The organism is Pantoea sp. Fr-CA_6, assembly GCF_024520895.1.
GTDB classification, from domain to species: Bacteria; Pseudomonadota; Gammaproteobacteria; order Enterobacterales; family Enterobacteriaceae; genus Pantoea; species Pantoea agglomerans.
The window spans coordinates 426,590-450,049 of sequence record NZ_JALNPO010000003.1; the positions used below are offsets into that span (position 1 = coordinate 426,590).

The following is a 23,460-nucleotide window of genomic DNA, read 5'->3' on the forward strand; positions in this document are numbered from 1 at the left end:
TCCCCGCCAGGGATAAAACCCCATTAGCTAAGCAAACGAACCGCGCCTGGAGACTTGCCCGTTACACGCTTAAAAGCCCGGCTGAAAGCAGCCTGAGAGGAGTATCCCAACCGTTGCGATGCGGTGTCGACGGTGATGTTTTCTGACGACAGCCAGCGGACAGCGAGATGCATCTTTACTTCTGTTGCATACCGTAGCGGTGGGACGCCGATGGTGGTCTGAAACCTTTCGGCGAATGCGGAGCGGGATATATGCGATTCGGCGGCGAGTTCTGCCACGCTCCAGTCCCGGCCCGGTTCGCGATGAATCGCCAGGATGGCCTGAGCCAGACGCGGATCGCGCAGTGCTGCAGCCAGGCCAGGGCTATTGCCGCAACCATCTTCCACCCATCCTCTGATAAACATCGCTCCAGCCACATCGGCAAGCCTGGCGAGAATACCTGCATAGCCCACGCGTCCGGAGCATATCTCACGCTTCATCGCATCAAGTATATGCATAAGTCCCGGCCACTGAATTCCCTTCGCATCGGCATGCATAATTTCAGGCAGCACGTCCGCCAGCCGCTGCATGCTTCCCAGATCAATTTTCATACAACCAAAAAACAGAACAGCGCCTGGCGTTTCCTGAGTACTCGGGCAGGTATCAATCCCACTCACTTTTTCATCCAGTGGTGCCGTTTCGATATTGTCGATATCCAGCACGTCGGCGGCTGTTGCCGACAAAAGCTGATGCCGTTCGCCGTGAGGAAGAAATACAGCCTCTCCGGCTGAAAGCGTAAGAACCTCACCGTTTGCACTATGAAGCACCATCTCCCCTACAGCGACGTAGTGCAGATAAGCATGACCGGGCCTGCTTGCGAAGTTCAGGCCAAACGTATCTCCCGTCTGGATACGCTGATATCGCACGCCGTATAGCCGTAGACCGGAAAGCAGCTCGCTGATGAGTTCTGATGACAGAGCGAAGGATGAAGTCATATGCCTTTTCGGGTTTTGGGTAAAAAAGTGAGGGTTTTAGAGCATAGATCATCCAGCTGCGCCTGAATAGACTTCTTCTCCTGAAACGACTTTCCAGGAGACTTAGAAATGACGGATGAAACTTCTATCAGGGTTCACAAAGAAAGAGTGCAAAGAGATGAGAAAATCCAGCCAGCCTGGCTTGCGGTTTTTTCGTTAACCATGGGTGTTTTTGGCCTGCTCACCGCAGAGTACCTGCCTGCCAGCTTATTAACGCCTATTGCACGGGATTTGGGTGTGTCAGAATCTCTTGCAGGACAGGCCGTAACAGTGACGGCGGTGATTGCGTTATTTGCCGGATTACTGATACCGCGATTAACGCGTGCGCTGGACCGGCGCGTCGTGTTGTTGAGCTTTACCGCCCTTATGATCTTCTCAAATCTGCTCGTGGCGCTCTCTTCAGGTATTATCATGCTGCTGGCAATGCGCATCCTGCTGGGTATTGCGCTGGGTGGATTCTGGAGTATGGCAGCGGCGGTTGCGATGAGGCTTGTGCCGGAGAGGCTGGTACCGCGGGCGCTGTCGATCATTTTTAGTGGAATCGCGGTAGGTACTGTTGTTGCCGTACCGCTGGGAAGTTATCTGGGCGAGATGTCTGGCTGGCGTAGCGCGTTTATTGCCGCTGCTGCGGTTGGCGCACTCTCTTTCATTTTTCAGTGGCTGACGCTGCCCGGAATGCCGCCGGTAGTCAGGACCAGGACGGCATCCGTATTTTCTCTGCTCCAGAGGCCGGGCGTGAGCGTGGGCATGCTGGGGTGCGTGCTTGCACACACCGGCCAGTATGCGCTGTTTACCTATATACGGCCTGCGCTGGAAGGACTCGCACACATAGACGCAAAAGGGCTGGCATTAATACTTCTGGTGTTTGGCGTTGCTAACTTTATCGGGACACTGTCGGCAGGGTGGCTGATGGAACGCAGCCTGCGTTTTACGCTGATTATTATGCCTGCTCTGGTGGGATCAGCGGCACTGGGTATGATCACTCTGCCGTTATCAATCGCCGGGCTTACTGCGCTGGTCATGCTGTGGGGGCTGGCATTTGGTGGCATACCGGTGGCGTGGTCAGGTTGGGTCGCCCGGACTCTTCCCGATGAGGCCGAGAGCGCAGGGGGTATGGTGGTCGCCGTCGTTCAATCCTCCATTGCCGCGGGTGCAGCAATAGGTGGCCTGATATATGGCCTCAACGGGGTAACGGGGGTATTCATTACAGCTGCCTGTATCATGCTCACTGCCGCGCTGGTTATTGCATTCCGGGTCAGGGTCTCGCCATCAGCTGAAGGAACGCAAAACTGACCATTTCAGTGACATTTTAAGATGTCAGGACACCTCAATCGAGCATCTTAAGATCCCCGGACCGTACAGCGTTCCGGGCCTGCTGGCTGAGTGTGATGGCAAAGGGGCGGGTTAACTGCTGAAGCTGGTTAAATGCGTTTTGAGCGAGGAGCGGAAAATAAATAGCAGGCATCTCATTGACAGTTCTGTGGCTCCTAAGAGGATCTGAATTCATTATCATCAGGATTTAGCTTTGTCATACATGGAGTAAGTCTTATGAGTATAGGTATAAGGCCAGCACAACTTTCTGATGTTGATGGAATTTTCTCAGTCCGAACATCTGTTACGGAGAATCATCTGAGCCGCGAAGAAATGCGAAGAATGGGGATCACCGAAAGCGTCGTGGGCGATATGATCAAAAACGACCATTGTGCATGGGTTGCCTGTGATAATGACGAAATTATCGGTTTTTCAATGATTTTAAAGGATAAAGGCTGCCTTTATGGTCTTTTTGTTCTTCCTGAATACGAAAGCAGAGGTATAGGTCGCAGACTCACTATGCTTGCGGAACAGGAGTTATTCAGACATCACGAAATTGCCTGGCTGGAAACCGATGAAAACAGCCGTGCGGCAAAATTTTACATGCAACTCGGCTGGGGTAATAAAGCAAATCTGGATGGCACTTTCATCCGGTTAGAAAAGCAACGTGATAGTTGATCTTCTTCATCTCTCATCGAGTTCCGCATTTGCACGCAGAAGACCTGCGCTCTGGAAGGGCCGCTATGAGCGAGAAGCGGACGCTGGCTATTCATATATCTACGATTTTCTCATTGACCTGCCCAGACGTATATATCATTAATTCAGAGACTCATTAGCATGCTTGGAGGTTGCATATGTTGGTATATAACGTTTTTGGGCGGCATATTGGCGTTCAACGTGAGAATAATCGGTGGCTGGTATTTCGTGCTGATCTGACGGAAAGAAAGTTTTCCCGGCTCTATGACGTCGCTATTCCAGATGATATGACAGAAGGCGAGATTGCTGTCTGGCTGAGTGATATTTTTCATGAAGCCGCAACCGAGCGTCATCCAAATGTGGAACGAATCGAATAAGGATTTGATGAACAGCTTTACTCTGAGTCCGCTTCTGGCACAAAGCAGCCGTTCTTGCGGCGACTTATTTAAACAACACGGGGAACAGTTTATTCCCCGTGTCTGGCAGGAATATACCCGCCGCGCGTTCATCATGATTACGGTTGCTTGCTGTTACCCAGCACTTTGTTAATCGCTTCGGTCCCACATTGATCGTCGGATTCCGCGCCGCCGGTGCCCGCCATGCCGATAGCGCCGATCCACTGGCCGCGATATTGCACCGGCACGCCGCCGCCAAGCAGCAATAGCTCATTAACCGTATTCAGGTTGACGCTTTCCGGTGAGGATTGCGCCTTTATGGTCAGTTGTCTGGTCGGCGTTTTGGTGGAGAGCGCAGTAAACGCTTTACGCCATGCCGCCTGGGTGTTGTGGGGACCCACGTTGTCATCCCGCATCAGCGTGACCAGGTTTCCACCCCGATCCACCACGGCGACTACGCCTTGACGATTCATATTGTGGCAGGCGGACAAAGCCTCCGTTGCCAGCTGATTACTCAGCGCCTGCGTCATGTCATAGACGGAGGCTGGCTCAGCAGCGAGCGCCACGGCAGGTCCGGTAGTCAGCATCAATGCCAGCAGTAAACGTTTCATTTATTTCAGCTCCCGCGATAGGTGGAATAACCGTACTGGCTCAGCAGCAACGGAATGTGATAGGTGGTAGTGGTATTGGTGATATGGAACTCCACCGGGATTTCGGGGAAGAAACTCTGCTGTTGATGTGCCGCAAAATAGTGACCGGTTTTAAAAATCACCCGATAGTCTCCCGCCTCAAAGGGCTTTGCTGGCCAAAGGGCATCAATCCGACCCTGCTGATTAGTATTGGCGGTATTCAGTACTTTCCAGCTTTCTCCCTGTTTCTGCTCTAGCATTACCTTAACCTCTGAGGCCGGCAGCCCGGTCTGCTGGTTCAGCACGTGAACGCTCAGCGGATTTTTACTGGCCGCGAAGGTGACCGCGGGGACGGCAAGCAGCGTGGAGAGGGCCAGGGCAGTGAGACTCTTTTTCATTTTTTAATACTCCGGTGTTAATCACCCCGCTGTTATACCTGTACGGTTGTTCGTTCTGCCTGTCAGAAAGATGACCATATTGTCATCTGGCGCTGAAACGCTGGGGCGGTCATAAATTTCATGGCAAACTGCGCCGATGAAACTATTACTGATCGAAGATAATCAGAAGGCTAGCGCCTGGGTGCGTAAGGGGCTGGAAGAAGCGGGCTATATCGTGGATTACGCCGCAGACGGCCGGGATGGCCTGCATCTGGGGCTGTCACATCCCTACAGCCTGTTGATACTGGATATTATGCTGCCGGGGATGGATGGGTGGCAGGTGCTGAAAACCCTGCGTACCGCCAGTCAGATTCCGGTAATTTGCCTGACTGCCCGAGACTCGGTGGATGATCGGGTGAAAGGGCTGGAACTGGGGGCCAATGATTACCTGGTTAAGCCGTTCTCTTTTGCGGAGTTGCTTGCTCGGGTAAGAAATCAGCTCCGGCAGCAGCAGCCGCACAGTAGCGTACTACGGGTGGGCGATCTGGTGCTGGACTCAGCGCGCTTTCAGGTTCTGCGTGACGGTGTCACTCTTGCACTGACGCGCAAAGAGTTCATGCTGTTATGGCTGCTCGCCAGCCGTCACGGTGAGATTCTGCCGCGGACGCTGCTGGCCAGCGAAATATGGGGCGTTAATTTCGACAGTGAAACCAATATCGTCGATGTTGCTATCCGCCGCCTGCGCCGTAAAGTCGACGACCCCTTTCCTAAAAAGCTCATCACTACGGTAAGGGGCATGGGATATTGCCTGTCAGAAAAAGGAGGCGAGGGTGACTAGCCCTTCTCTGACGCTGCGGCTGACGGGGATTTTTACGCTGATCATGGCGATGGCCTGTGGCGGCATCAGCCTGATTCTGTATAAAGCGTTACGCAGTGAACTGGTCTGGCGGGACGATCAAACGCTGATTAATCGGGCGGCGCAGTTAAGACAACTGCTTGAAGATGGTGCCCATCCCAGCTCGCTGCCGCTCTACTTCAATCGGATGGTCGATATCCATCAGGACATTCTCAGCATCCGCTCGCAGCATGAGCAAAACGTCAGTATTAATCATACCGGGATAACGTTGCCCGCGATCTCGCCCACGCCGGTCAGTACGCCACCCAGTGAGAAACAGCTGCACCGCTGGATCAATGCGGACAAGACGGAAGCGTCGGCGTTAAGCCTGCAGGCAAACTCCTCGCTCGGGCCGGTAACTATTACGCTTGCCCGGGTCGCGCGGGAGCGAGCACTGATGCTGGAGCGTTATCGCCAGCAAAGCATTCTGGTTTCACTGGCGGCCATATTGCTGTGCGCCGCAGTCAGTCCGCTGTTGATTCGCAGAGGGCTAAGGGCGATCGGCCGGTTAAGTAAGATCGTGGCAGAAACGGCCAGTGACCGGTTAAATCAGCCCGTGCCGCTTCAGGCTATCCCGCAGGAGCTGCTACCGATTGGCAATGCGCTTAACGCTATGCGTCAGCGCTTATCCACGGACTTTATCCGTCTGACCCAGTTTGCCGACGATCTGGCCCACGAAATCCGCACGCCCATTAATGTGTTACTGGGCCAGAATCAGGTCGCGCTGGGTCATGAACGCTCAGCCGCTGAATATCAGACGCTGCTCGAAGGCAACATTGAAGAGCTTGAGAGTCTGTCGCGTCTCACTGAAAACATTCTCTTCCTGGCTCGCGCCACGCACCACAATATCAGACTCAATAAACAGGACTTCCTGCTGCAGAATGCGCTGGAATCGCTGATCGACTTTCTTGAACCGGTTGCGGAAGAGCAGGAGAAGGTCATTGCGCTGAGCGCCGCAGGCAGCCTCACCGCGGATAAAATGCTATTCCAGCGTGCGATGAGTAACCTGTTGATCAACGCCATTCGTTATTCGCCGAAAAAAGGGACGATTCAGGTCAGCACGTGTCATCACGCTGACTACGTAGAGATTGAAGTGTCGAACGCGGGCGAAGCGCTGGAGGAGCCTGAAAAATTATTTGAACGCTTCTGGCGGGGCGATAACGTCCGTCATACGGCCGGAAGCGGGCTGGGACTGTCGCTGGTGCGCGCAATCGCCGCTTTACATGGCGGAAGTGCTTACTACCGGTATGAGAACGGGCACACTATCTTTGGCCTGCGCCTGCCCCGAAAGTGAGCGTCTGTAAGAAAAACCTCATCCGTGCTGCTTTAATGAAAGCAGAAGGGGATGGAAGCGATCTGCGGAAGTCATAAAGTCAGACACAGCCACCCCCTTGCCTGTTACACGCTACCTAACCGGCACGGTGGTCAGGTAGCGTCAATTACCAGAATATACCTTGTCACTTTCTCGGGTAAATCCCGGCACCACTGAGCATACTGGTGACATCCTGCGGGCCCCAGGTTCGCTGGAGTCTGCATCGGCACATGACGGTGAAGTGTTTAAAGGCTGGCCCCTTCAACCAGCACAAACGTCCCGTGCGCAGCCCCTGCACGCAACAGCCTGGCAGCCTGATACGCAGGGCTTTCATAAAAACCTTTGGCTTCGGCAAAAGATTCGAACTCAAATACCACATGCCGTTCATGCGCCTCTCCCTCCAGATTTTCATACTGCCCTGACCAGGCAACGATCTTCGGATTAAACGCCTGCATGGCTTCGCCTGCAGCTCTGGCATAGTCAGCGTATGCGACAGGGTCCGATACGGTCACGTGAGCGATTAAATAACCTTTGTTCATTTTTCTTTTCCTTCCTGACAGGGGGGTGAAATCCAGCGTAAGGCAGCGCGACTGGCGTTAACCAAATCCGGAATGGGAGCTTAGTTTTCAAATCTTCCTTCGGGTCAACGGATTGAGTGGTGAGTAACCACCTTTTCACTGAGTGCTTCCCGATACCCTGAGCAATGTTTGTCGCGGAACCGACAGTGATCTGAATGATGCGGGGATCTGAGCCAGTGCTTATGTACACAAATCTGCATGGCAGTTCGCAACGGCGTTAAGCCTTTCAGAGAGACGATTCACCCTCATAACGTTCAGATCGCGTTCTGCAATATCCGCGGTGTGAAAGCAGTCTATTACCCATCAATATGGTGATAAATAACGTAAGAAATAACGCACTGTTACTCTGAAGGGGAACAATGAATGAAAAACCTTGAGGTGCTGATTATTTTTGCACGCGTGGCGGAAATGAAGAGTTTTACTCAGGCAGCTGAAAGCCTGGGTATTCAGAAAGGACGCGCCTCACTAGTGGTGCGCGAACTCGAAAGGGAGACAGGCGCGACACTTCTGCATCGCACCACGCGAACAGTGCAGTTAACGGAAGATGGACGGGCTTTTTACTCACGCGCCCGCGATCTGTTATCGGAAGCCGAAGAATTACAGTCCATGTTCTCTCACGAGGGGATGTCATTGCGGGGCAGAATACGCGTTGATATGCCTGCCGTGCTGGCACAATGCGTGGTGATCCCCGCGCTGCCTCAGTTGCTGGAGGCACACCCTGAACTGGAGATCGAGCTTTCAAGTACCGATCGGCGCGTTGATTTAGTTCATGAAGGATTTGATTGTGTCATCCGTCTGGGGCCAATCGTTGATGACACGCTTATTGCTCGCCCGCTGGGGAAACTACGCATGATTAATGCCGCCAGTCCCAGCTATCTGGCGCGCTTTGGGATACCGCAGACGATTGATGACCTTCTCAGTCAGGGACACCAGATGGTCCATTACCAGCGGAGCTTTGGTTCGAAGCCAGATGGCTGGGAGTATCCGGCGGATGACGGCTATCAATTGCTGATGTTACCCGGCGCCATAAGGGTAAATAGCGTACCGGCCTATCATGAGGCGGGACTGGCCGGGCTGGGCTTGATTCAGGGCGGTTACTCCACGCTGGCGCCCTATATTGAGCGCGGTGCGCTGGTTGAAGTCCTTACCGATCTGTGTCCTGAGCCGCTCAGTGCCTCTTTTGTTGTCGCGCACCGACGAAATCTGTCGCGGCGTGTCAGAGCCTTTATGCACTGGACCGAAGAAATTTTAAAACCTTATTTTGACTGATAGCACAGTGATCCTTACGCCAGATAAAAGTACACCAACAGGGTATGTGGCGAACCAAACCAGAAGTACAAATTTAATCACCGCTATGCTAATATTTCCGCGCTTATTAAGGCGTCCTGCCATGCGTAGAATTTTTGGGAACGCAGTATGATCGATAAATATCAAATTCATCATGACGTCGATGTGCTGCTTTTCATACGCCACATCTGCAAACTCGTTTATACGGGACTTATTTTGCTGCTGCTTATTCCTCATATTGCCAGTGCCGAAATAAAAGATGGCAAAGCCAATGATATCGTCAGTGGTATTATCAGCTTCACCCAGTGGACGGGCTTAAAACAACCGCCTCAATTATGTATTTTTTCTTCAGCCCGGCATCTCTCCTTGCCGGACAATGCCTCCTCTGCGGCAGCCACATTCACCGTTGTTTATCTTGCCAGCGCAGGCGACCTGCCGTCGCACAGATGCGACGCCGTCTATTTCGGCGATCAGACGTCACAACAGCAGGTGGACCTGATTCAGCAGTTTAAGGGCAGAGCCGTCCTTACCCTCGCGGAGAACAATGCGGATTGCACGCGGGGCGCCGCGTTTTGCCTGATTTTTCATCCGGGCCACACGCTTTTTTCCGTTAACCTTGATTCGCTTGCCAGAAGCGGTGTCAGGGTGAGTCCGGACGTGCTTTTGCTGTCCCGCGAGAGAAGCGAATAAAATGAAATTCGATAAATTAAGAAATGACAAATCATCGATACGCAATAAACTGCGAAAAATAAGCACCATCAACGCTGCGGTGATATTACTGTTGTGCTGGCTGTTGCTCTCTTCGACGTCGCTGCTATTCATTAAAAATTACGAGAAGCGAAACCTTGAATTAATCGGCGCAACCCTCAGCACCACGCTAACCGCTGCGACCGTTTTTTCCGACAGTTACGATGCGCACAATAAAATTGCACGGCTCGGCAATGAAGGGATGTACGCATCTGCGAAACTGGTCACTAAAGATCACATTGTTCTGGTCAACTGGCATGCTCAGCAGGAGCAGACGGGCTGGTATTCGCGGTTATTACGTGAATGGATTTATCTTAAACCGCTTAACGTTAGTATCATTCACTCTGACGTTGCTGTCGGTACATTAACGCTGGAAGGCACCGTGACCGGCGCGGTGAGTTTCATTCGATACTCCTTCATGATTCTGACCAGCGGTATGCTATGTGTCCTGATTATCTCCCTTTTGCTGAGTGAATTTCTGCATCGGGGTATGCTCGCTACACTGCGCAACATTACCAGTTCGATTCACTATGTGATTCATTCCGGTGATTTTTCCTTGCGTATACCGGAGAGCACGACGAGTGAGTTTCAGCTATTTTCAGATGATCTGAATTCGTTGCTGAGGGAAATGCAATCGCTGAAGGCTTCGCTTATGCGTGATAATCGCTCGCTGGCAGCCAAAGCGCTGGAGGACCCGTTAACCGGTCTTGCAAACCGCAGCGCGTTTGCTGCTCACCTTTCCCGGCTTCTCGACCAGCAATATGCTGAGGAGCGTTTTGCCTTACTCTTTCTTGATGGCGACCGCTTTAAAAGTATCAATGATAACTGGGGCCATGCCGCCGGGGATGAGGTATTAAAAGCGATAGCAGCACGGCTGTTATCACTGGCATCTGAACAGGATCTAGTCGCCCGGTTAGGTGGGGATGAATTTGCCATGCTGGTAAGCAGTCAGGTCAGTGAGGAGCAATTACAGCAACTCATGCAGGACATCCATGACCTCATCATGGAAAAAATCATCCTTGCAGAAGGTACGCCGATAAATACCTCGGTTACCATTGGCTACGCCTGGTCACAACACGGCGATACGGTTGAGTCTATTCTCGAACGCGCTGACATGAATATGTATAAAAATAAGCGAACAAATAAGGCTTAAAGATGAAAAAAAATATTTCCCTGATGCTGCTTATTTTGGCGCTGGTCGGTTGTCAGTCTAAAGAACGTTTTAATGAGGCGCAGATCGCAGCGATGCAGCGTGCGGGATTCACTCAAAATAGGGAAGGCTGGGGATTAGGCTTATCAGATAAGATCCTGTTTGGTGTAAACGAATCAGAACTTACACCCTCCAGCAAAAGAAATATTCAGGGGATGGCAAAAAACCTGGCGTCGACCGGTATTAAGCATGTGCGAATTGACGGGCACACCGATAATTACGGCAAACCAGATTATAACCAACAGCTGTCGCTAAAAAGAGCTAACGCAGTCGCGGCACAGTGGGCGGAAGGGGCTGCTATACCGCGCGAAAATATTATCACACGTGGATTAGGCATGAGTGCACCCGTTACCAGCAACATTAGCGCGCAGGGACGCGCGCAAAATCGGCGTGTGGCAATTGTGATTACTGCGCCGTGATAATGAGTTAACAGTGGGCAGTGCTGCGCGCTCAGGCCGGTATGACTCAATGTCCTGCCTGGCGGCTTTATCCGGTTACCGATGATGCGTGAAAAGCCGCTGGAAAAGGTGAAACGGAGGGAAAAATGCACGGCGGAACCCGCCGTGCAGTGTTGCTATCAGCGATAAAATGCCGGTCTTGCTGGCATACTGACCGGCACAATCTCACCGGAAGTCTGGGCCGCGACGCAGGCATCAGCGGCCACCGCGGCGGCGTAACCATCCCAGGCGGAGGGACCGGTCATCTCACCGCTGATGACGTTGTTGATAAATGCCTGCAACTCCACGTCATACGCATCGATAAAACGCTTTTTCCAGTCAGTCAGAATGGTGGTGGAAAGCTTAGCCGCGCTGCGAAGCTGCACAGAGACCGGCTCCGGCAGACGAGCAATGCCGCTTTCACCCACCACTTCACACTGAATATCGTAACCATATTCACAGTTCACGAAGATTTCGACATCAATGCGCGCCCCTTTGGTGGTCTCAAGCAGCACGATTTGCGGATCGCGCAGATGTGACGACGCCTTACGGGTTTTACGCGGGAAGATTACCTGCACGCTGGCATAATCATCATCCAGCAGCCAGCGCAGCACATCGAGTTCGTGGATCAGGGTGTCGGTGATCGCCATGTCGGTGGTGTAGCTGTCGCCCACTTCCGGGTTACGGTGCGCACAGTGCAGCATCAAAGGCTCGCCAATTTCGCCGCTGTCGATCACCGCTTTTAGTGCACGATAGCCGCTGTCATAAGGGCGCATAAACCCGACCTGCACCAGCTGACGTCCTGCCTTAATTTCTGCTTCCACAATGTTCATGCAGCCCTGCGCGGTAACCGCCAGCGGTTTTTCGCAGAACACCGCTTTACCCGCCTCAATGCAGGCCAGCACAAAGGCTTCATGCGTCGGGCCCCAGGAGGTGACCAGCACGGCATTGACCTGCGGATCGTTAATCAGATCAATCGCATTGTCATAAATGCGCGCTTCCGGCGTCAGCTCATTGACGATTTGCTGGCAGTTTTCACGGTTGATATCGTTAAGCGCCACCACGCGCGCATTCTGTAACACGGTGCTGCAACGGCGGATGTGTTCGCGACCGATTGCGCCGGTGCCGATGACGCCAATATTAATAGTCATGATAATTCCTTAAGCTGAGTGGTTTAACAGCTGGATGCTGTCGCGAATTTCGCGGGCAATGTCCGCTTCCTGCCAGCTGTTCATCACTGAGGAGAACGGCTCAAAGGCGTAAAGGCCGGTGTAACCCATCTTCTCCAGTCGCTCGACCTGCTGCTTACTGCGCAAGCGGTCTTCCGCGCTGAGCATGATGCGCTCTTCGTCGGTTAGCTGATTAACCGGGCGCGGGTCGGTGACGCCAGAAAGGTGAACCAGACCGATCTGCTGAATATCGATCTCCTGTTCGAAGTTCTGTTCCGCATCTTCAAACAGATGATGATGGAAGGTATCGATCAGCAATCTGAATGGCACACCCGCTTCATGGATCAGCGTCTGAGCCTGAGTCGCTGAACGCAGCGAGCTTTGCGGAAAGCCCAGCGGTTCCACCAGCCCCTGAATACCTGCCTCAGCGAACAGCGGGGCCAGGGTTTTCAGCGCGCTTACGGTGTCGGCAGCGCTAATCGGCGTGCCATCATTAAGCGGGCAGAGCACCAGCGATTCAGCGCCGACCGCCTGCGCATCACTTAACAGCTGGCGGGTGCGTTGCAGCACCTCTTCATTCAGCTGATTAAAGGGATAAAGCGCATTGATGGTCACAATCCGGATGCCTGACTCACGCGCCAGGGCTTTTACCTCGTCGCCGCTGAGATCGTCGGTGACGCGGCCGCTGGGCATATCATTACGCAGTTCGACATTATGGATACCGAGCTGGCTGACCAGTTTAAAAAACTGCGGAAGGGTGAGGCTGGGCGCAATTTTACGGTTGATGCAAAAGCGCGCGTTGGGAATATTCAGGCTCATAACAATTTCCTTGAATGTAGGGGTACAGTGTTAATAGCAATCGGGTAGTCAGCGTAATGACGCGGGCCGTAGATTATTCAATACAGACGTTTCAGGCACTATTTTTTGCCGTTGCCGTTATAAAGCGCATAGAAATAGTGCTCGACCTGCTCAAGACTTCTTCCCCGGGTCTCGGGAATAAACTTCACAACAAAAACAGAACCGCCGATGCCGATAGCCGCGAATATAAAGAAGGCTCCGGCCAGACCAAATGCGGCTAATAACAGCGGGAAGGCCATGGAGATGGCGAAGTTGGCGATCCACAGTGAGAAGACAGCGCCACCCATACAGATGCCACGCATCCGGGCGGGGAAGATTTCCGACAGCAGCAGCCAGGTAACGGGTGACAATGCGCCCTGCTGGAAGCAGAGAAACATCAGCATCCCCGCCAGCACCAGATAAGCCCGCACCAGGTTGACCGTGCCGTTGAGGTATTCCGGCATCAGCCAGCAGACCAGCCCGATAAAGAACAGGCAGCAGGTGCAGCCCATCTGTCCGATTAACACCAGCGGACGGCGTCCCACTTTGCCGATTAACCAGATGCCCGCCAGCGTCATCACCACTGAAATCACGCCATTGGCGATGGTGGCGAACAGCGCGGCATCGTTGCTCAGTCCGGCGGCGGTCAGCATGGTGGGGGCGTAATACATAATGGTATTCACCCCGGTCAGCTGCTGGATGGCGGCAATACCCACGCCCAGCAGGAAGATTTTCATCAGCCAGGGTGTGGCGAGATCGCGCAGGCGGCCTTTGCCACGCTGACGGTTCTCTTCAATGGTTTCCTCAATCTCTTCCAGCTCCCACTCGACATCTTCGGCGGCACGGGTTTTTTCCAGGACCTCGCGCGCTGCCTGACTGCGGCCTTTCATTACGTGCCAGCGCGGGGTTTCAGGCATAAAAATCATGCCGATCCAGAGCAGAACAGCGGGGACAATCGACAGCGCCAGCATCCAGCGCCAGGTATTTTCGCCGCCCCAGATATCGTTAAAGGTGGCGTTGGAGATGTACGCCAGCAGCTGACCGCTGACGATCATCAGCTCCTGCAGGGTGACCAGCTGGCCACGTTTATTGGCGGGTGCGATTTCTGCGATGTAGACCGGCACGGTCGCGGCAGCACCCCCCACGGCAAAGCCCAGGAATAGGCGAGAAGCGATCATCCAGGTGACATCAGGCGCCAGCGCCGAGCCGACAGCGCCAAAAGCGAAGATAAGCGCCAGCGCAATGATAATGCGTCGTCTGCCGAGGCCATCCGCCAGATGACCGGCTGCCAGCGCGCCGAAGGCTGCACCAAACAGCAGGGAACTGGTGACCAGCCCGGTAGTAAATGGGGTGAGATGCAGATCGCCGCGCATAAACAGCAACGCGCCTGAGACCACACCGGTGTCATAACCAAACAGCAATCCACCCAGGGTGGCGACCAGCGCAATAATCTTCACAAAAGGCTCGGTGCGGGTGGTGCTATTTGGACCGGATGCCGGGTTCGACGAGATATAAAGTTCTTTTTCCATGAATACTCCTGGTAATAACGGCAAAGACAAAACGTCAGAACATGAAGAAGACATCACCCTACTGATATTTTTATTTCGGGTTAAATTATATTTGAAACTTAGTTTTCATTATGTGAGCTCAACCCTTCCGCCATTTTTATTTTGATGGGATTCCATCAAGGCGAAAATAAAAACATTAAATTTAAGCGGGTTATAGGGGGGATCGATAAGTTACCGGCGGTTCAGGCAGGGAAGAACAGGGGGAAATCAGCGTGTAGAAAGATTAAATGATCGCAGTCAGGATGAAACATCCCAACCGCGATAAACAGATAGCAGGGCGGGTTAGCGGATTTCCAGCGCGGTGAGCGCCGATAACAGTGCATCGACCTTAGGCAGGAACTGTTTACGGCGTGGCCACACCACGCTCAGCGTCAGCCCCTCGGGCTGCAACTGCGGCAAAATTATCTCCAGGTCGCCCTGTTTCACGGCATGCTGAATCAGCCACGAGGGCATTTGTGCCACGCCCAGCCCGGCGATGACAGCCTGCAGCTGGGCATCAACGTCGCCCAGTGCCAGCCGGTACGGCACCTCGCGCCAGTGCGGCTGACCATCTTCGGTGGTGAACAGCCAGGGTTTGGTGCTGCCATCTACACGCTCATAAAGGATGGCGCGGTGGTTCAGCAGCGCCGCCTCATCTTCAGGTCGTCCCTCGCGTGCCAGATAAGCGGGTGAGGCACAGAACTGCATCTGCTCGCGGCCCATATTACGCCAGCCCAGCGAAGCAGGCAGGTCGGGCGCGCCGCCGATCCGTACCGCCACATCCACGCCCTCTTCAAACAGGTCAACAAAGCGGTCAGAGAAACTCAGGCTCAGAGCCAGTTCCGGGTGTTGCTGACAAAAGGGCATCAGCAGCGGCATCACATTGAGGCGGCCATAGGTGGTGGGCACCGCCAGGCGCAGGCGACCGGAAGGAATGGTTCGCTGTGCCGCCAGCACCGCTTCGGCTTCGGCCAGATCCTCCAGAATACGCAGGCAGGTCTGGTAATAGGCGCTGCCCGCGTCGGTGAGGTGCAGGCTCCGTGTGGTGCGCTCCAGCAGTCGCGAGCCTAATCGCGTCTCCAGGCGGCTGACGCTTTTACTGATCGCCGATCCGGTCACGTGCAGACGCTCCGCAGCGGCGGTAAAACTGCCACACTCTACGCTGGCAACAAACGGCAGAATATCTTTGAGGCGATGATCGTGCATCGATTAATGAACTCAGGTTGAGAATGCTGTGAATAAATGCCAGAGATAAGAACTGAATTCTCTATTAGGCTTAGCATTACGCAAAACGAGGAGAAATCAAATGAAAAAGCATGCTTTGATTGTGGGCATCAGTGGCGTTATTGGTCGCGGACTGGCAGATAAATTACAGAAAGAAGGCTGGCAGGTCAGCGGTCTGTCACGCGGACGTGGCGCGGTACCTGAAGGTGTCACCAGCCTGACGGCCGATCTGACCGATGCGGATGCCGTCCGGGACGCGCTGAAAACAGTGAAACCGGATGCGCTGTTCTTTAGCGTCTGGGCGCGTCAGGAAAATGAAAAAGAGAATATCCGCGTTAACGGCGGCATGGTGCGAAATGTGATTGAAGCACTCGGCGACCGCTTACAGGGTTCGCACGTGGCGCTGGTAACCGGACTGAAGCACTACCTGGGGCCGTTTGAAGCTTACGGCAAAGGCGCTGTGCCAGTCACGCCGTTCCGTGAAGAGCAGGGCCGTCAGCCGGTCGATAACTTCTACTACGCGCAGGAAGATGAAGTGTTCGCTGGTGCAGAGAAGTATGACTACCGCTGGAGTGTGCATCGCCCGCACACCATCATCGGTTATGCCGTGGGCAATGCGATGAATATGGGTCAGACACTGGCGGTCTACGCAACGCTGTGTAAAGAGAAAGGCTGGCCGTTTATCTTCCCTGGCTCACCTGAGCAGTGGAACGGTGTCGTTGATATGACCGATGCGGGCCTGCTGGCTGAGCAGCTGCACTGGGCGGCGACCTCACCTAATGCCGCTAATCAGGATTTCAATGCGGTAAACGGCGATGTGTTCCGCTGGAACTGGATGTGGCCAAAACTGGCTGACTATTTCGGCATTGAAGCAGCAGAATACCCGGCGCAGATGATGCCGCTGGAAGATCGCATGCAGGAAGCCGCCAGTGCATGGCAGACGATTGCAGATCAGCATCAGTTGCGTGAATCGGATGTCACCAGACTGGCTTCCTGGTGGCATACCGATGCCGACCTGGGACGTCCGATGGAAGCCTTTACCGATATGAGTAAGAGCCGCAAAGCGGGCTTCACCGGCTATCGCAGCACGCTCGACTCCTTTATTCAGCTGTTTGATAAGCTGAAAGCGGAAAAAGTGATCCCGCAATAACCCAGCAGGCGCCGCATCAGGCGCCTGTTTTGTTTCTGACTGATAGCTATACTCTGGCACTCAATCAGTAAATAGAGGATTGGATCCTATGGCGACATGTTTCATTATCGGCGCAGCGGGCAAAGTGGGCCAAAAGCTGACTCGTCAGCTGAGCAGTAAAGGCCATACAGTGACGGCGCTGCACCGCAAACCGGAACAGGCAGAGACGCTGCAGTCCGCAGGTGCTAAACCGGTGGCTGGCGATATTCAGCAGCTGAGCGTGACGGCACTGGCAGATCTGATGACCGGTCACGATGTGGCTGTCTTCACGGCGGGTGCGGGCGGTGCCGGGATCGAGCTGACCAATGCCATTGACGGAGAAGGGCTGAAGCTGGCGGTTGCCGCAGCAGAGCAGGCGGGGGTATCACGCTTTATGCTGGTTTCCGCTTTCCCGGATGCGGGCCGCGGTAAAACTCCCTCAGAGGGATTTGAGAATTACATGCGGGTGAAGCGTCTGGCGGATGCGGAGCTGGTAGCGAGTAAGCTGGAGTGGGTGATCCTGCGACCGGGTACGCTGACCGATGAAGCCGGTACCGGCCGGGTTCATGCCGATCTGGCGATTCCGTATGGTGAGATCCCGCGCGAAGATGTGGCGGCGACACTGGTCGGCCTGATTGAAAATCCGGCGATTAAGTATCAGATCATCGAACTCACCAAAGGTGATGTGCAGATTGATGTGGCGTTGCAGCGGCTGCAGCGAGGCTAAAAAACTGCCTCAAAAAGTTGGAAACTCAACTTATTCAGATGCAGTTCAGGGAAGAGTCCAGGCTCTTTTCCTGAATAACGTTTTACGGTAGTCAGACATTACCAGGAATAAGAGGGATGGCTACCGTGAAGCTGCTGCCCGTCATGTCGTTGGCGCAAGGTTGTTGGTCGCCGAATCTCTGCTCATTATTAGACTGTTAATCCCACGCCGTTACTCATCAATTATTTATCTGAAAACAGCCAAATGCCAAATTGAAGGCTGAACGCCGATGATATGCCATGTAGTTATCCCGTCTGAAAATATCGCTCATGGAAATGGCCGGTCGTAGGCATTTTACAGCGTGACTGCACCGGTGGCAGCGTTAATCAAAAGAGGGCAATGAGGTAGCTGAATTTTATGTTAGCGGCGAAAAGCGTTAACTCTCTCCGATAATTTACCTCTTCAGTACTGAAGTCATGTCCGAAAGTCGTTCAGAAATTCCCGCCACGGCGCGAGTTAATAAATGTCAGTCAAGGCATTTACGCGGCTATCAGCGGCTGATTCACCTGTGCTTCATATCAATCTGCGGTTGCAGATCCAGATGACAACTTATCATTAAAAGCTTCGGTCAGCATATGTGGTGCAGATTCCTTCGTGTAAGTGAAACTGCTTTAATAACGCTATAGCTGAAAGCTTTTTCGTCACGCTTTAATCCCTGGACTTCATTCTGGAGGAGTCAGATAGTATTAGTTATGCAGAGGAAGGTCATAGACACTGGGCTCCCCACTATAACTCTGAACGCATCAGTCTGCGTCTCATTAGCTTCAGCCCGGTTAAGTTCAGATTACAATAAAAGAGGGTGTCCTGAGGGCAAAGATAGGATGCGTGAGCAGACCGAAAATGGAGGAATATATGCGTTTTTATTGATTGCCATTAATTAAATGTCATTCAGCATTTCATAATGGGAGCGCAGGCGGAGGATACTATCACTCTTCATATGACAAAGGAGTGTGTTAAATGGCTATACCAGTATATCTGTGGCTTTACGATGAAGAAGGGAAATTAATAAAAGGCTCTGTCGATGTCACTGAACGCGAAGGAAGCATTGAGGTAACTGGGATGCAGCATAATTTATTTATTCCAACGGACGACACAACAGGTGCAGTGACAGGCGCGCGGCAACATGAGGCTTATACTTTTGAAAAAACTATTGATAGCGCATCGCCGCAATTGTATAAAGCGCTAACAACAGGGGAAACGCTAGCAAAAGCAGTGTTCAGCTTCTACCGCATCAATTACAACGGTCAGGAAGAGGAGTATTTCGTAACGAAACTCGAGAATGTGAAGGTTTGTCACGTCGTGACGGTTATGTTCGATACCAAAGACCCGGATTTTGAAAGGCACGGTCACGTAGAGCATGTCGGGCTGCGTTATGAACAAATAGACTGGCATTATACAGACGGCAATATTAAACACACCGATAGCCTGGAAGAGCAGAAAACAGCATAAGGAAATCACAATGGCTAAATGGATTTATAAACAAAGTACGGGTGAGTTATATCGCGATGGCAAGTTAATTGAAACAGGCTACTCTGGTATTCTTACAAACAAAAATAATCCTGACCGCGAGCAGGTTCGTGGTATGGGTCCAATCCCGCGAGGAACCTGGAGAATCGGCAGTGCCGGAACCAGCAAAGGCCCACTCACAATTACCCTGGTTCCGCTCAGCGTCAACGCTTATGATCGTGATATGGGTACATTCAGGATGCACGGAGACAAACGCCACGGCATCAGAGGTTTTGCCTCTGCTGGCTGCATAATTATGGGACCATCAACACGCTTACTGGTTAGTAAAGATTACGGCGCAATTCTGGAGGTGGTGCGGTGATTAATCATTATGTGCTGAGTCTGGCCCTGGCCCTGTTACCGTTCGCTGGTTACACAGCAGATACACCTGGCAGTGAATGCGCCGCTCGGGGTCATTATGCCGAGGAGATGCTCTTATCTGCTATAACCAAAGAAGGTGTTAATGGGATTGAGCGAGATAAAACAATAGTTGAAGTGCTAAATCTTTCCCTCGTTTCCGATGCGTTAGCGCATCAGTTTGCGCAGAAAGACGCTAAAACAGGTAAAGGTCTCTTGCTCAAAGATTACTTCGATATTTACCACAATAACGGCGCAATGAACCTGACGGTTAAATACACCTATACCAACCTCAAAGGCGCAAAAAATGTATATATTGTCTCCAGCATACTAAATAACGATGAGTGCTCTGTCCGATTCAACGGATATTTGACACTTTCCCGTGAGTTCTGAAGGGGGGTTAGCCATCCCGGGAAAAGTTGTCAGATAAAAGAGTTGCGAATTTATGTTGAGTTCCCCGGCCAACCTTAAACTGATTAGCCGGGGAGATTTTTAAAATCTCCTGCGTCCTGCCTTTCGGAGGCAGTTCGATTAAAGGTCTTTTTCGTTACTTAACGCATTTCGCGCAGTGCGCGCGCTCAATGTGCTGGAAGAAGTCGTTACCTTTGTCATCGACCAGGATAAAGGCAGGGAAGTTCTCCACCTCGATTTTCCAGATCGCTTCCATTCCCAGCTCGGGATACTCCACGCATTCCAGACTTTTAATGCTCTGCTGCGCCAGCACCGCTGCCGGTCCACCAATGCTGCCGAGATAGAAGCCGCCATGTTTATGACAGGCATCCGTCACCTGCTGGCTGCGATTGCCCTTGGCCAGCATGATCTTACTTCCGCCGTGTGCCTGAAGCAGATCCACGTAGGAATCCATACGACCGGCAGTGGTCGGGCCGAGTGAACCAGAAGCATAACCTTCAGGCGTCTTCGCCGGGCCAGCGTAATAGACCGGATGATCTTTGATGTACTGTGGTAATCCTTCGCCGTTATCGATGCGCTCTTTGAGTTTTGCATGTGCAATATCGCGCGCCACGATAATAGTGCCGGTCAGTGACAGGCGGGTTGAAACCGGATAAGCGGACAGTTGCGCCAGAATCTCTTCCATTGGGCGGTTGAGATCAACCTGCAACGCTTCACCTTCGCCCTGCTGACGCAGTGCTTCCGGGATCAGGCGGCCTGGGTTGGCTTCCAGTTTCTCAATCCAGATACCTTCACGGTTAATCTTCGCTTTGATGTTACGGTCAGCCGAGCAGGAGACGCCCATGCCGATCGGGCAGGAGGCGCCGTGACGTGGCAGACGCACCACGCGGATATCATGTGCAAAATATTTGCCGCCAAACTGCGCACCCAGACCGAGCTGCTGCGCCGCTTCCAGCAGTTCCTGCTCCAGCTGAACGTCGCGGAACGCCTGACCGTGCTCGTTGCCTTCAGTGGGCAGCCCGTCGTAATAGTGAGTTGAGGCGAGCTTCACGGTTTTCAGGGTGCTTTCTGCCGAGGTGCCGCCGATGACAAACGCAATATGGTAGGGCGGACAGGCTGCGGTGCCGAGGGTACGCATCTTATCCACCAGGTAATTTTTCAGCTTGCCCGGACTCAGCAGCGCTTTGGTTTCCTGATAGAGATAGGTTTTATTGGCGGAACCGCCACCTTTGGCGATACAGAGGAACTTGTACTCATCGCCATCCACGCTGTAGAGGTCGATCTGCGCTGGCAGGTTAGTGCCGGTATTCACCTCTTTATACATATCCAGGGCTGCATTCTGCGAATAGCGCAGGTTATCTTCGATATAGGTGTTGTAGATACCCTGTGACAGCGCAGCTTCATCACCGCCGCCGGTCCAGACGCGCTGGCCCTTTTTGCCCATGATGATCGCGGTGCCGGTATCCTGACAGGTTGGCAGCACGCCTTTGGCGGCAATTTCAGAGTTCCTTAAAAACTGCAGGGCGACATATTTATCATTGTCGCTGGCTTCCGGGTCATCAAGGATGGAGGCGACCTGCTGCTGGTGGGCCGGACGCAGCATAAAAGAGGCGTCGTGGAACGCCTGCTGGCTGAGTAACGTCAGCGCCTGCGGATCGACTTTAAGGATTTCCTGACCTTCAAACTCGGAGACGGAGACATGCTCACGACTCAGCAGATAGTATTCGGTATCTTCGTGGGACAGCGGGAAAGGGTTCTGATAGACAAAAGGCTTGTTCGACATTTTTTCTCACTTAATGACCGGCTGAACCTCCGCGGACAGGCTGCGGGGCGCAACATCATAGGCGAATTAATTGTTTATTATGCTTCCCCACCGCGGGTGCGGTGGGGAAGTGCAGGAATGGTATCTTATAACGCGTTGATCTGCATGTTGTATCCGTCAGAACAACCACACCATCCACGGATAGGCAATCAGCATCATGGAGCCTAAGAAGATGGCACCGAAGATGGTTCCCAGACGCCAGTAGTCTTTGGTAGGCAGATAACCGCTGCCGTAGTAAATCGGGCTTGGACCAGTACCGTATGGCGTGATGATGCCCATCACACCCAGAGAGGTACATAACATCAGGCAGAAGACCGGCATATTGATGCCCGGAATGGAGGCTGCAATGGTCAGCATGGCCGGTAACAGCGCGGTGGTGTGTGCGGTGGTACTGGCAAACAGGTAGTGCAGCAGGAAGAAGGCGATTAACAGCACCACGGCCGAAACCTGTGGGTCATAACCCTGCAGCAGCATGCCACCCTCTTTACCTAACCAGGTAATAAAGCCAACGCGGGCCAGACCATCGGCCAGTGCCACCAGGGTGGCGAACCAGGCAAAGGTGTTCCAGGCCGGTTTATTACTGGTGATGTCATTCCAGGTCAGTACGCCGGTCCACAACATCAGAACGACCACCAACAGCGCCGCCATGGCAGGTTCGATCCACGAGGTGGCGAAAATCCACATCAGCAGTGCACAGACTACAAACACCAGCAGCAGGATTTCATTGCGGGTCAGTCTGCCCAGTTTTTCCAGTTCAGCGATGGCCCATTTCGGCACTTCATCATTGATTTTAACTTCAGGTGGGTAGAACCAGTAAGCCAGCAGCGGCATGGTCAGAATCAGCAGCACACCCAGCGGCAGGAAGGCCAGGAACCACATGCCCCATGAGATATCAAAACCGACGATGCTTTTTACCAGTGCCAGTGCCAGCAGGTTGGGTGCCAGCGCAGAGAGGAACATTGAGCTGGTAATACAGGCCGCGGTAATCGCTACCCACATCAGATAGGAACCGATTTTACGGGCGCTCGGGTCGTTAGGTTTAGAGCCGTAAAGCGGCGGCAGGTTGGCAATAATCGGGTAGATGGTACCGCCACTGCGCGCGGTGTTTGACGGCGTAAAGGGCGCAAGAAGCAGGTCAGCAAAGGTAATGGCATAACCCAGCGTCAGACTGCGGCGACCCAGATACTTCACCAGAATCAGGGCCAGGCGGCGACCAAACTGCGTTTTGTCATAACCTGCGGCGAACATAAAGGCACCGAAGATCAGCCAGACCGTGGAGTTGCCGAACCCACTTACCGCCCATTTGAACGACTCACTGGCGACTTTGAATTTCGGGTTAGCCAGTTCAGCCGGGCTGAAGAGCAGAAACTGGCTGAACAGCGCGATGACTACCACGCCGGTCAGGCCGATCACCGCGCCTGGCAGGGGTTCAAAGATCAATCCGACAATCACGCCGACGAAGATGGCGAAGAAGTGCCAGGCGTAGGGTTCGAGTCCGGCTGGTGTGGGCACCAGCAACAGCAACACGGCAACGAGCACCGGCAGAGCAAGCATGATAGCTTTCTTTTTACCCGGCGCCGCAGGTGCGACTTTTGGGGGTTCAGTTACAGCTGAGAGTGGTTTCATAGTATTTTATCTGCAAGTTAAGAAGAATGCGATTTGCGCCCCGGACCTTCACTGATGACTTTCTTTCTTATTCTTAATAGTGTGAATAAACCGCGATGCACTGATTTTTTAATCGACTGCTTAGCTATTGAGCTGCATTT

General features: G+C 53.0%; 24 protein-coding genes. 14 read left to right on the forward strand and 10 right to left on the reverse strand.

Going from position 1 to position 23,460, the window contains the following annotated elements; translation table 11 throughout:
- Positions 1-23 precede the first annotated feature (23 nt).
- Positions 24-974 carry an AraC family transcriptional regulator gene (locus NR201_RS08100; protein WP_031592446.1) on the reverse strand — a complete coding sequence of 317 codons (951 nt, stop codon included), beginning with the start codon at positions 972-974 and terminating at the stop codon, positions 24-26.
- Positions 975-1,082: 108 nt separating this feature from the next.
- Between NR201_RS08100 and NR201_RS08105 the strand changes: the two genes are divergently transcribed.
- The 3 genes from NR201_RS08105 (at position 1,083) to NR201_RS08115 (ending at position 3,397) form a co-directional block, all read left to right on the forward strand.
- The gene (locus tag NR201_RS08105; RefSeq protein ID WP_256849622.1) at positions 1,083-2,306 is read left to right on the forward strand and encodes an MFS transporter; all 1,224 of its coding nucleotides are present in this window, start codon (positions 1,083-1,085) and stop codon (positions 2,304-2,306) included.
- 255 nt (positions 2,307-2,561) lie between these two features.
- A complete protein-coding gene (locus tag NR201_RS08110) occupies positions 2,562-3,002 on the forward strand; it encodes a GNAT family N-acetyltransferase (RefSeq protein ID WP_033760268.1) in 441 nt (146 codons plus the stop codon).
- A 176-nt stretch (positions 3,003-3,178) separates the two neighbouring features.
- On the forward strand, positions 3,179-3,397 hold the full coding sequence (locus NR201_RS08115) for a hypothetical protein (protein WP_132499003.1): 219 nt from the start codon (positions 3,179-3,181) through the stop codon (positions 3,395-3,397).
- A gap of 137 nt (positions 3,398-3,534) precedes the next feature.
- Here NR201_RS08115 and NR201_RS08120 read toward each other — a convergent pair whose 3' ends face one another.
- Both NR201_RS08120 and uraH read right to left on the reverse strand, forming a co-directional pair.
- Positions 3,535-4,026 carry a heme-binding protein gene (locus tag NR201_RS08120; protein ID WP_010247306.1) on the reverse strand — a complete coding sequence of 164 codons (492 nt, stop codon included), beginning with the start codon at positions 4,024-4,026 and terminating at the stop codon, positions 3,535-3,537.
- A gap of 5 nt (positions 4,027-4,031) precedes the next feature.
- Entirely contained in the window at positions 4,032-4,442 is a 411-nt protein-coding gene (gene uraH / locus NR201_RS08125) for a hydroxyisourate hydrolase (RefSeq protein WP_256849623.1), read from the reverse strand.
- A gap of 136 nt (positions 4,443-4,578) precedes the next feature.
- Between uraH and hprR the strand changes: the two genes are divergently transcribed.
- Both hprR and NR201_RS08135 read left to right on the forward strand, forming a co-directional pair.
- On the forward strand, positions 4,579-5,259 hold the full coding sequence (gene hprR / locus NR201_RS08130) for a response regulator transcription factor HprR (protein WP_256849624.1): 681 nt from the start codon (positions 4,579-4,581) through the stop codon (positions 5,257-5,259).
- Positions 5,252-6,610 (forward strand): heavy metal sensor histidine kinase, encoded by a 1,359-nt coding sequence (locus NR201_RS08135; protein ID WP_256849625.1) that lies wholly within the window; start codon positions 5,252-5,254, stop codon positions 6,608-6,610. Before hprR ends, NR201_RS08135 begins: the two co-directional genes overlap by 8 nt.
- Before the next feature lie 263 nt (positions 6,611-6,873).
- On the opposite strand, the gene NR201_RS08140 is transcribed toward NR201_RS08135, so the two are convergent.
- Positions 6,874-7,167, reverse strand: a complete 294-nt coding sequence (locus NR201_RS08140) for a DUF1330 domain-containing protein (RefSeq protein WP_010670299.1) — start codon at positions 7,165-7,167, stop codon at positions 6,874-6,876.
- 402 nt (positions 7,168-7,569) lie between these two features.
- On the opposite strand from NR201_RS08140, the gene NR201_RS08145 reads away from it, so the two are divergent.
- The 4 genes from NR201_RS08145 to NR201_RS08160 all read left to right on the forward strand — a co-directional run bounded on the left by NR201_RS08145 (position 7,570) and on the right by NR201_RS08160 (position 10,869).
- Positions 7,570-8,475, forward strand: coding sequence for a LysR family transcriptional regulator (locus tag NR201_RS08145; RefSeq protein ID WP_256849626.1), 906 nt, complete (start codon positions 7,570-7,572; stop codon positions 8,473-8,475).
- 147 nt (positions 8,476-8,622) lie between these two features.
- Entirely contained in the window at positions 8,623-9,183 is a 561-nt protein-coding gene (locus NR201_RS08150) for a YfiR family protein (RefSeq protein ID WP_010670301.1), read from the forward strand.
- 1 nt (position 9,184) lies between these two features.
- On the forward strand, positions 9,185-10,393 hold the full coding sequence (locus NR201_RS08155; protein WP_033760306.1) for a diguanylate cyclase domain-containing protein: 1,209 nt from the start codon (positions 9,185-9,187) through the stop codon (positions 10,391-10,393).
- A gap of 2 nt (positions 10,394-10,395) precedes the next feature.
- Positions 10,396-10,869 (forward strand): OmpA family protein, encoded by a 474-nt coding sequence (locus NR201_RS08160; RefSeq protein ID WP_163799936.1) that lies wholly within the window; start codon positions 10,396-10,398, stop codon positions 10,867-10,869.
- Positions 10,870-11,027: 158 nt separating this feature from the next.
- Here NR201_RS08160 and NR201_RS08165 read toward each other — a convergent pair whose 3' ends face one another.
- From NR201_RS08165 to NR201_RS08180, 4 genes are all read right to left on the reverse strand, one after another.
- Positions 11,028-12,038 carry a Gfo/Idh/MocA family protein gene (locus NR201_RS08165; protein ID WP_010247281.1) on the reverse strand — a complete coding sequence of 337 codons (1,011 nt, stop codon included), beginning with the start codon at positions 12,036-12,038 and terminating at the stop codon, positions 11,028-11,030.
- 9 nt (positions 12,039-12,047) lie between these two features.
- Complete coding sequence (locus NR201_RS08170) at positions 12,048-12,875, reverse strand: TIM barrel protein (protein ID WP_306281268.1); 828 nt, start codon at positions 12,873-12,875, stop codon at positions 12,048-12,050.
- 98 nt (positions 12,876-12,973) lie between these two features.
- Positions 12,974-14,422 (reverse strand): sugar porter family MFS transporter, encoded by a 1,449-nt coding sequence (locus tag NR201_RS08175; protein WP_256849627.1) that lies wholly within the window; start codon positions 14,420-14,422, stop codon positions 12,974-12,976.
- A gap of 321 nt (positions 14,423-14,743) precedes the next feature.
- A complete protein-coding gene (locus NR201_RS08180) occupies positions 14,744-15,646 on the reverse strand; it encodes a LysR family transcriptional regulator (RefSeq protein ID WP_010247278.1) in 903 nt (300 codons plus the stop codon).
- Between the two features lie 100 nt (positions 15,647-15,746).
- Between NR201_RS08180 and NR201_RS08185 the strand changes: the two genes are divergently transcribed.
- The 5 genes from NR201_RS08185 to NR201_RS08205 all read left to right on the forward strand — a co-directional run bounded on the left by NR201_RS08185 (position 15,747) and on the right by NR201_RS08205 (position 19,854).
- Positions 15,747-16,814: an SDR family oxidoreductase gene (locus NR201_RS08185; protein WP_163799935.1), complete on the forward strand. Its 1,068-nt coding sequence runs from the start codon at positions 15,747-15,749 to the stop codon at positions 16,812-16,814.
- Positions 16,815-16,902: 88 nt separating this feature from the next.
- Positions 16,903-17,559 (forward strand): SDR family oxidoreductase, encoded by a 657-nt coding sequence (locus NR201_RS08190; RefSeq protein WP_033786953.1) that lies wholly within the window; start codon positions 16,903-16,905, stop codon positions 17,557-17,559.
- A gap of 996 nt (positions 17,560-18,555) precedes the next feature.
- On the forward strand, positions 18,556-19,047 hold the full coding sequence (locus tag NR201_RS08195; protein WP_256849628.1) for a type VI secretion system tube protein TssD: 492 nt from the start codon (positions 18,556-18,558) through the stop codon (positions 19,045-19,047).
- Positions 19,048-19,057: 10 nt separating this feature from the next.
- Complete coding sequence (locus NR201_RS08200; protein WP_033768483.1) at positions 19,058-19,426, forward strand: DUF2778 domain-containing protein; 369 nt, start codon at positions 19,058-19,060, stop codon at positions 19,424-19,426.
- Positions 19,423-19,854: a hypothetical protein gene (locus tag NR201_RS08205; RefSeq protein WP_050482690.1), complete on the forward strand. Its 432-nt coding sequence runs from the start codon at positions 19,423-19,425 to the stop codon at positions 19,852-19,854. Before NR201_RS08200 ends, NR201_RS08205 begins: the two co-directional genes overlap by 4 nt.
- A gap of 154 nt (positions 19,855-20,008) precedes the next feature.
- On the opposite strand, the gene fumA is transcribed toward NR201_RS08205, so the two are convergent.
- Positions 20,009-21,655 carry a class I fumarate hydratase FumA gene (fumA, locus tag NR201_RS08210; protein ID WP_022624760.1) on the reverse strand — a complete coding sequence of 549 codons (1,647 nt, stop codon included), beginning with the start codon at positions 21,653-21,655 and terminating at the stop codon, positions 20,009-20,011.
- A gap of 156 nt (positions 21,656-21,811) precedes the next feature.
- Positions 21,812-23,320, reverse strand: coding sequence for an anion permease (locus NR201_RS08215; protein ID WP_010247273.1), 1,509 nt, complete (start codon positions 23,318-23,320; stop codon positions 21,812-21,814).
- Between the last annotated feature and the right edge of the window lie 140 nt (positions 23,321-23,460).

What these genes read in the sequence shown, in the direction of transcription:
- NR201_RS08195 (WP_256849628.1), top strand. Translation starts at nt 18,556, where the DNA reads ATGGCTATACCAGTATATCTGTGGCTTTACGATGAAGAAGGGAAATTA.
- NR201_RS08200 (WP_033768483.1), top strand. Translation starts at nt 19,058, where the DNA reads ATGGCTAAATGGATTTATAAACAAAGTACGGGTGAGTTATATCGCGAT.
- NR201_RS08115 (WP_132499003.1), top strand. Translation starts at nt 3,179, where the DNA reads ATGTTGGTATATAACGTTTTTGGGCGGCATATTGGCGTTCAACGTGAG.
- NR201_RS08160 (WP_163799936.1), top strand. Translation starts at nt 10,396, where the DNA reads ATGAAAAAAAATATTTCCCTGATGCTGCTTATTTTGGCGCTGGTCGGT.
- NR201_RS08100 (WP_031592446.1), bottom strand. Translation starts at nt 974, where the DNA reads ATGACTTCATCCTTCGCTCTGTCATCAGAACTCATCAGCGAGCTGCTT.
- NR201_RS08105 (WP_256849622.1), top strand. Translation starts at nt 1,083, where the DNA reads ATGACGGATGAAACTTCTATCAGGGTTCACAAAGAAAGAGTGCAAAGA.
- NR201_RS08145 (WP_256849626.1), top strand. Translation starts at nt 7,570, where the DNA reads ATGAAAAACCTTGAGGTGCTGATTATTTTTGCACGCGTGGCGGAAATG.
- NR201_RS08110 (WP_033760268.1), top strand. Translation starts at nt 2,562, where the DNA reads ATGAGTATAGGTATAAGGCCAGCACAACTTTCTGATGTTGATGGAATT.
- NR201_RS08185 (WP_163799935.1), top strand. Translation starts at nt 15,747, where the DNA reads ATGAAAAAGCATGCTTTGATTGTGGGCATCAGTGGCGTTATTGGTCGC.
- NR201_RS08120 (WP_010247306.1), bottom strand. Translation starts at nt 4,026, where the DNA reads ATGAAACGTTTACTGCTGGCATTGATGCTGACTACCGGACCTGCCGTG.
- uraH (WP_256849623.1), bottom strand. Translation starts at nt 4,442, where the DNA reads ATGAAAAAGAGTCTCACTGCCCTGGCCCTCTCCACGCTGCTTGCCGTC.
- NR201_RS08155 (WP_033760306.1), top strand. Translation starts at nt 9,185, where the DNA reads ATGAAATTCGATAAATTAAGAAATGACAAATCATCGATACGCAATAAA.
- NR201_RS08170 (WP_306281268.1), bottom strand. Translation starts at nt 12,875, where the DNA reads ATGAGCCTGAATATTCCCAACGCGCGCTTTTGCATCAACCGTAAAATT.
- hprR (WP_256849624.1), top strand. Translation starts at nt 4,579, where the DNA reads ATGAAACTATTACTGATCGAAGATAATCAGAAGGCTAGCGCCTGGGTG.
- NR201_RS08180 (WP_010247278.1), bottom strand. Translation starts at nt 15,646, where the DNA reads ATGCACGATCATCGCCTCAAAGATATTCTGCCGTTTGTTGCCAGCGTA.
- NR201_RS08190 (WP_033786953.1), top strand. Translation starts at nt 16,903, where the DNA reads ATGGCGACATGTTTCATTATCGGCGCAGCGGGCAAAGTGGGCCAAAAG.
- fumA (WP_022624760.1), bottom strand. Translation starts at nt 21,655, where the DNA reads ATGTCGAACAAGCCTTTTGTCTATCAGAACCCTTTCCCGCTGTCCCAC.
- NR201_RS08175 (WP_256849627.1), bottom strand. Translation starts at nt 14,422, where the DNA reads ATGGAAAAAGAACTTTATATCTCGTCGAACCCGGCATCCGGTCCAAAT.
- NR201_RS08140 (WP_010670299.1), bottom strand. Translation starts at nt 7,167, where the DNA reads ATGAACAAAGGTTATTTAATCGCTCACGTGACCGTATCGGACCCTGTC.
- NR201_RS08150 (WP_010670301.1), top strand. Translation starts at nt 8,623, where the DNA reads ATGATCGATAAATATCAAATTCATCATGACGTCGATGTGCTGCTTTTC.
- NR201_RS08165 (WP_010247281.1), bottom strand. Translation starts at nt 12,038, where the DNA reads ATGACTATTAATATTGGCGTCATCGGCACCGGCGCAATCGGTCGCGAA.
- NR201_RS08215 (WP_010247273.1), bottom strand. Translation starts at nt 23,320, where the DNA reads ATGAAACCACTCTCAGCTGTAACTGAACCCCCAAAAGTCGCACCTGCG.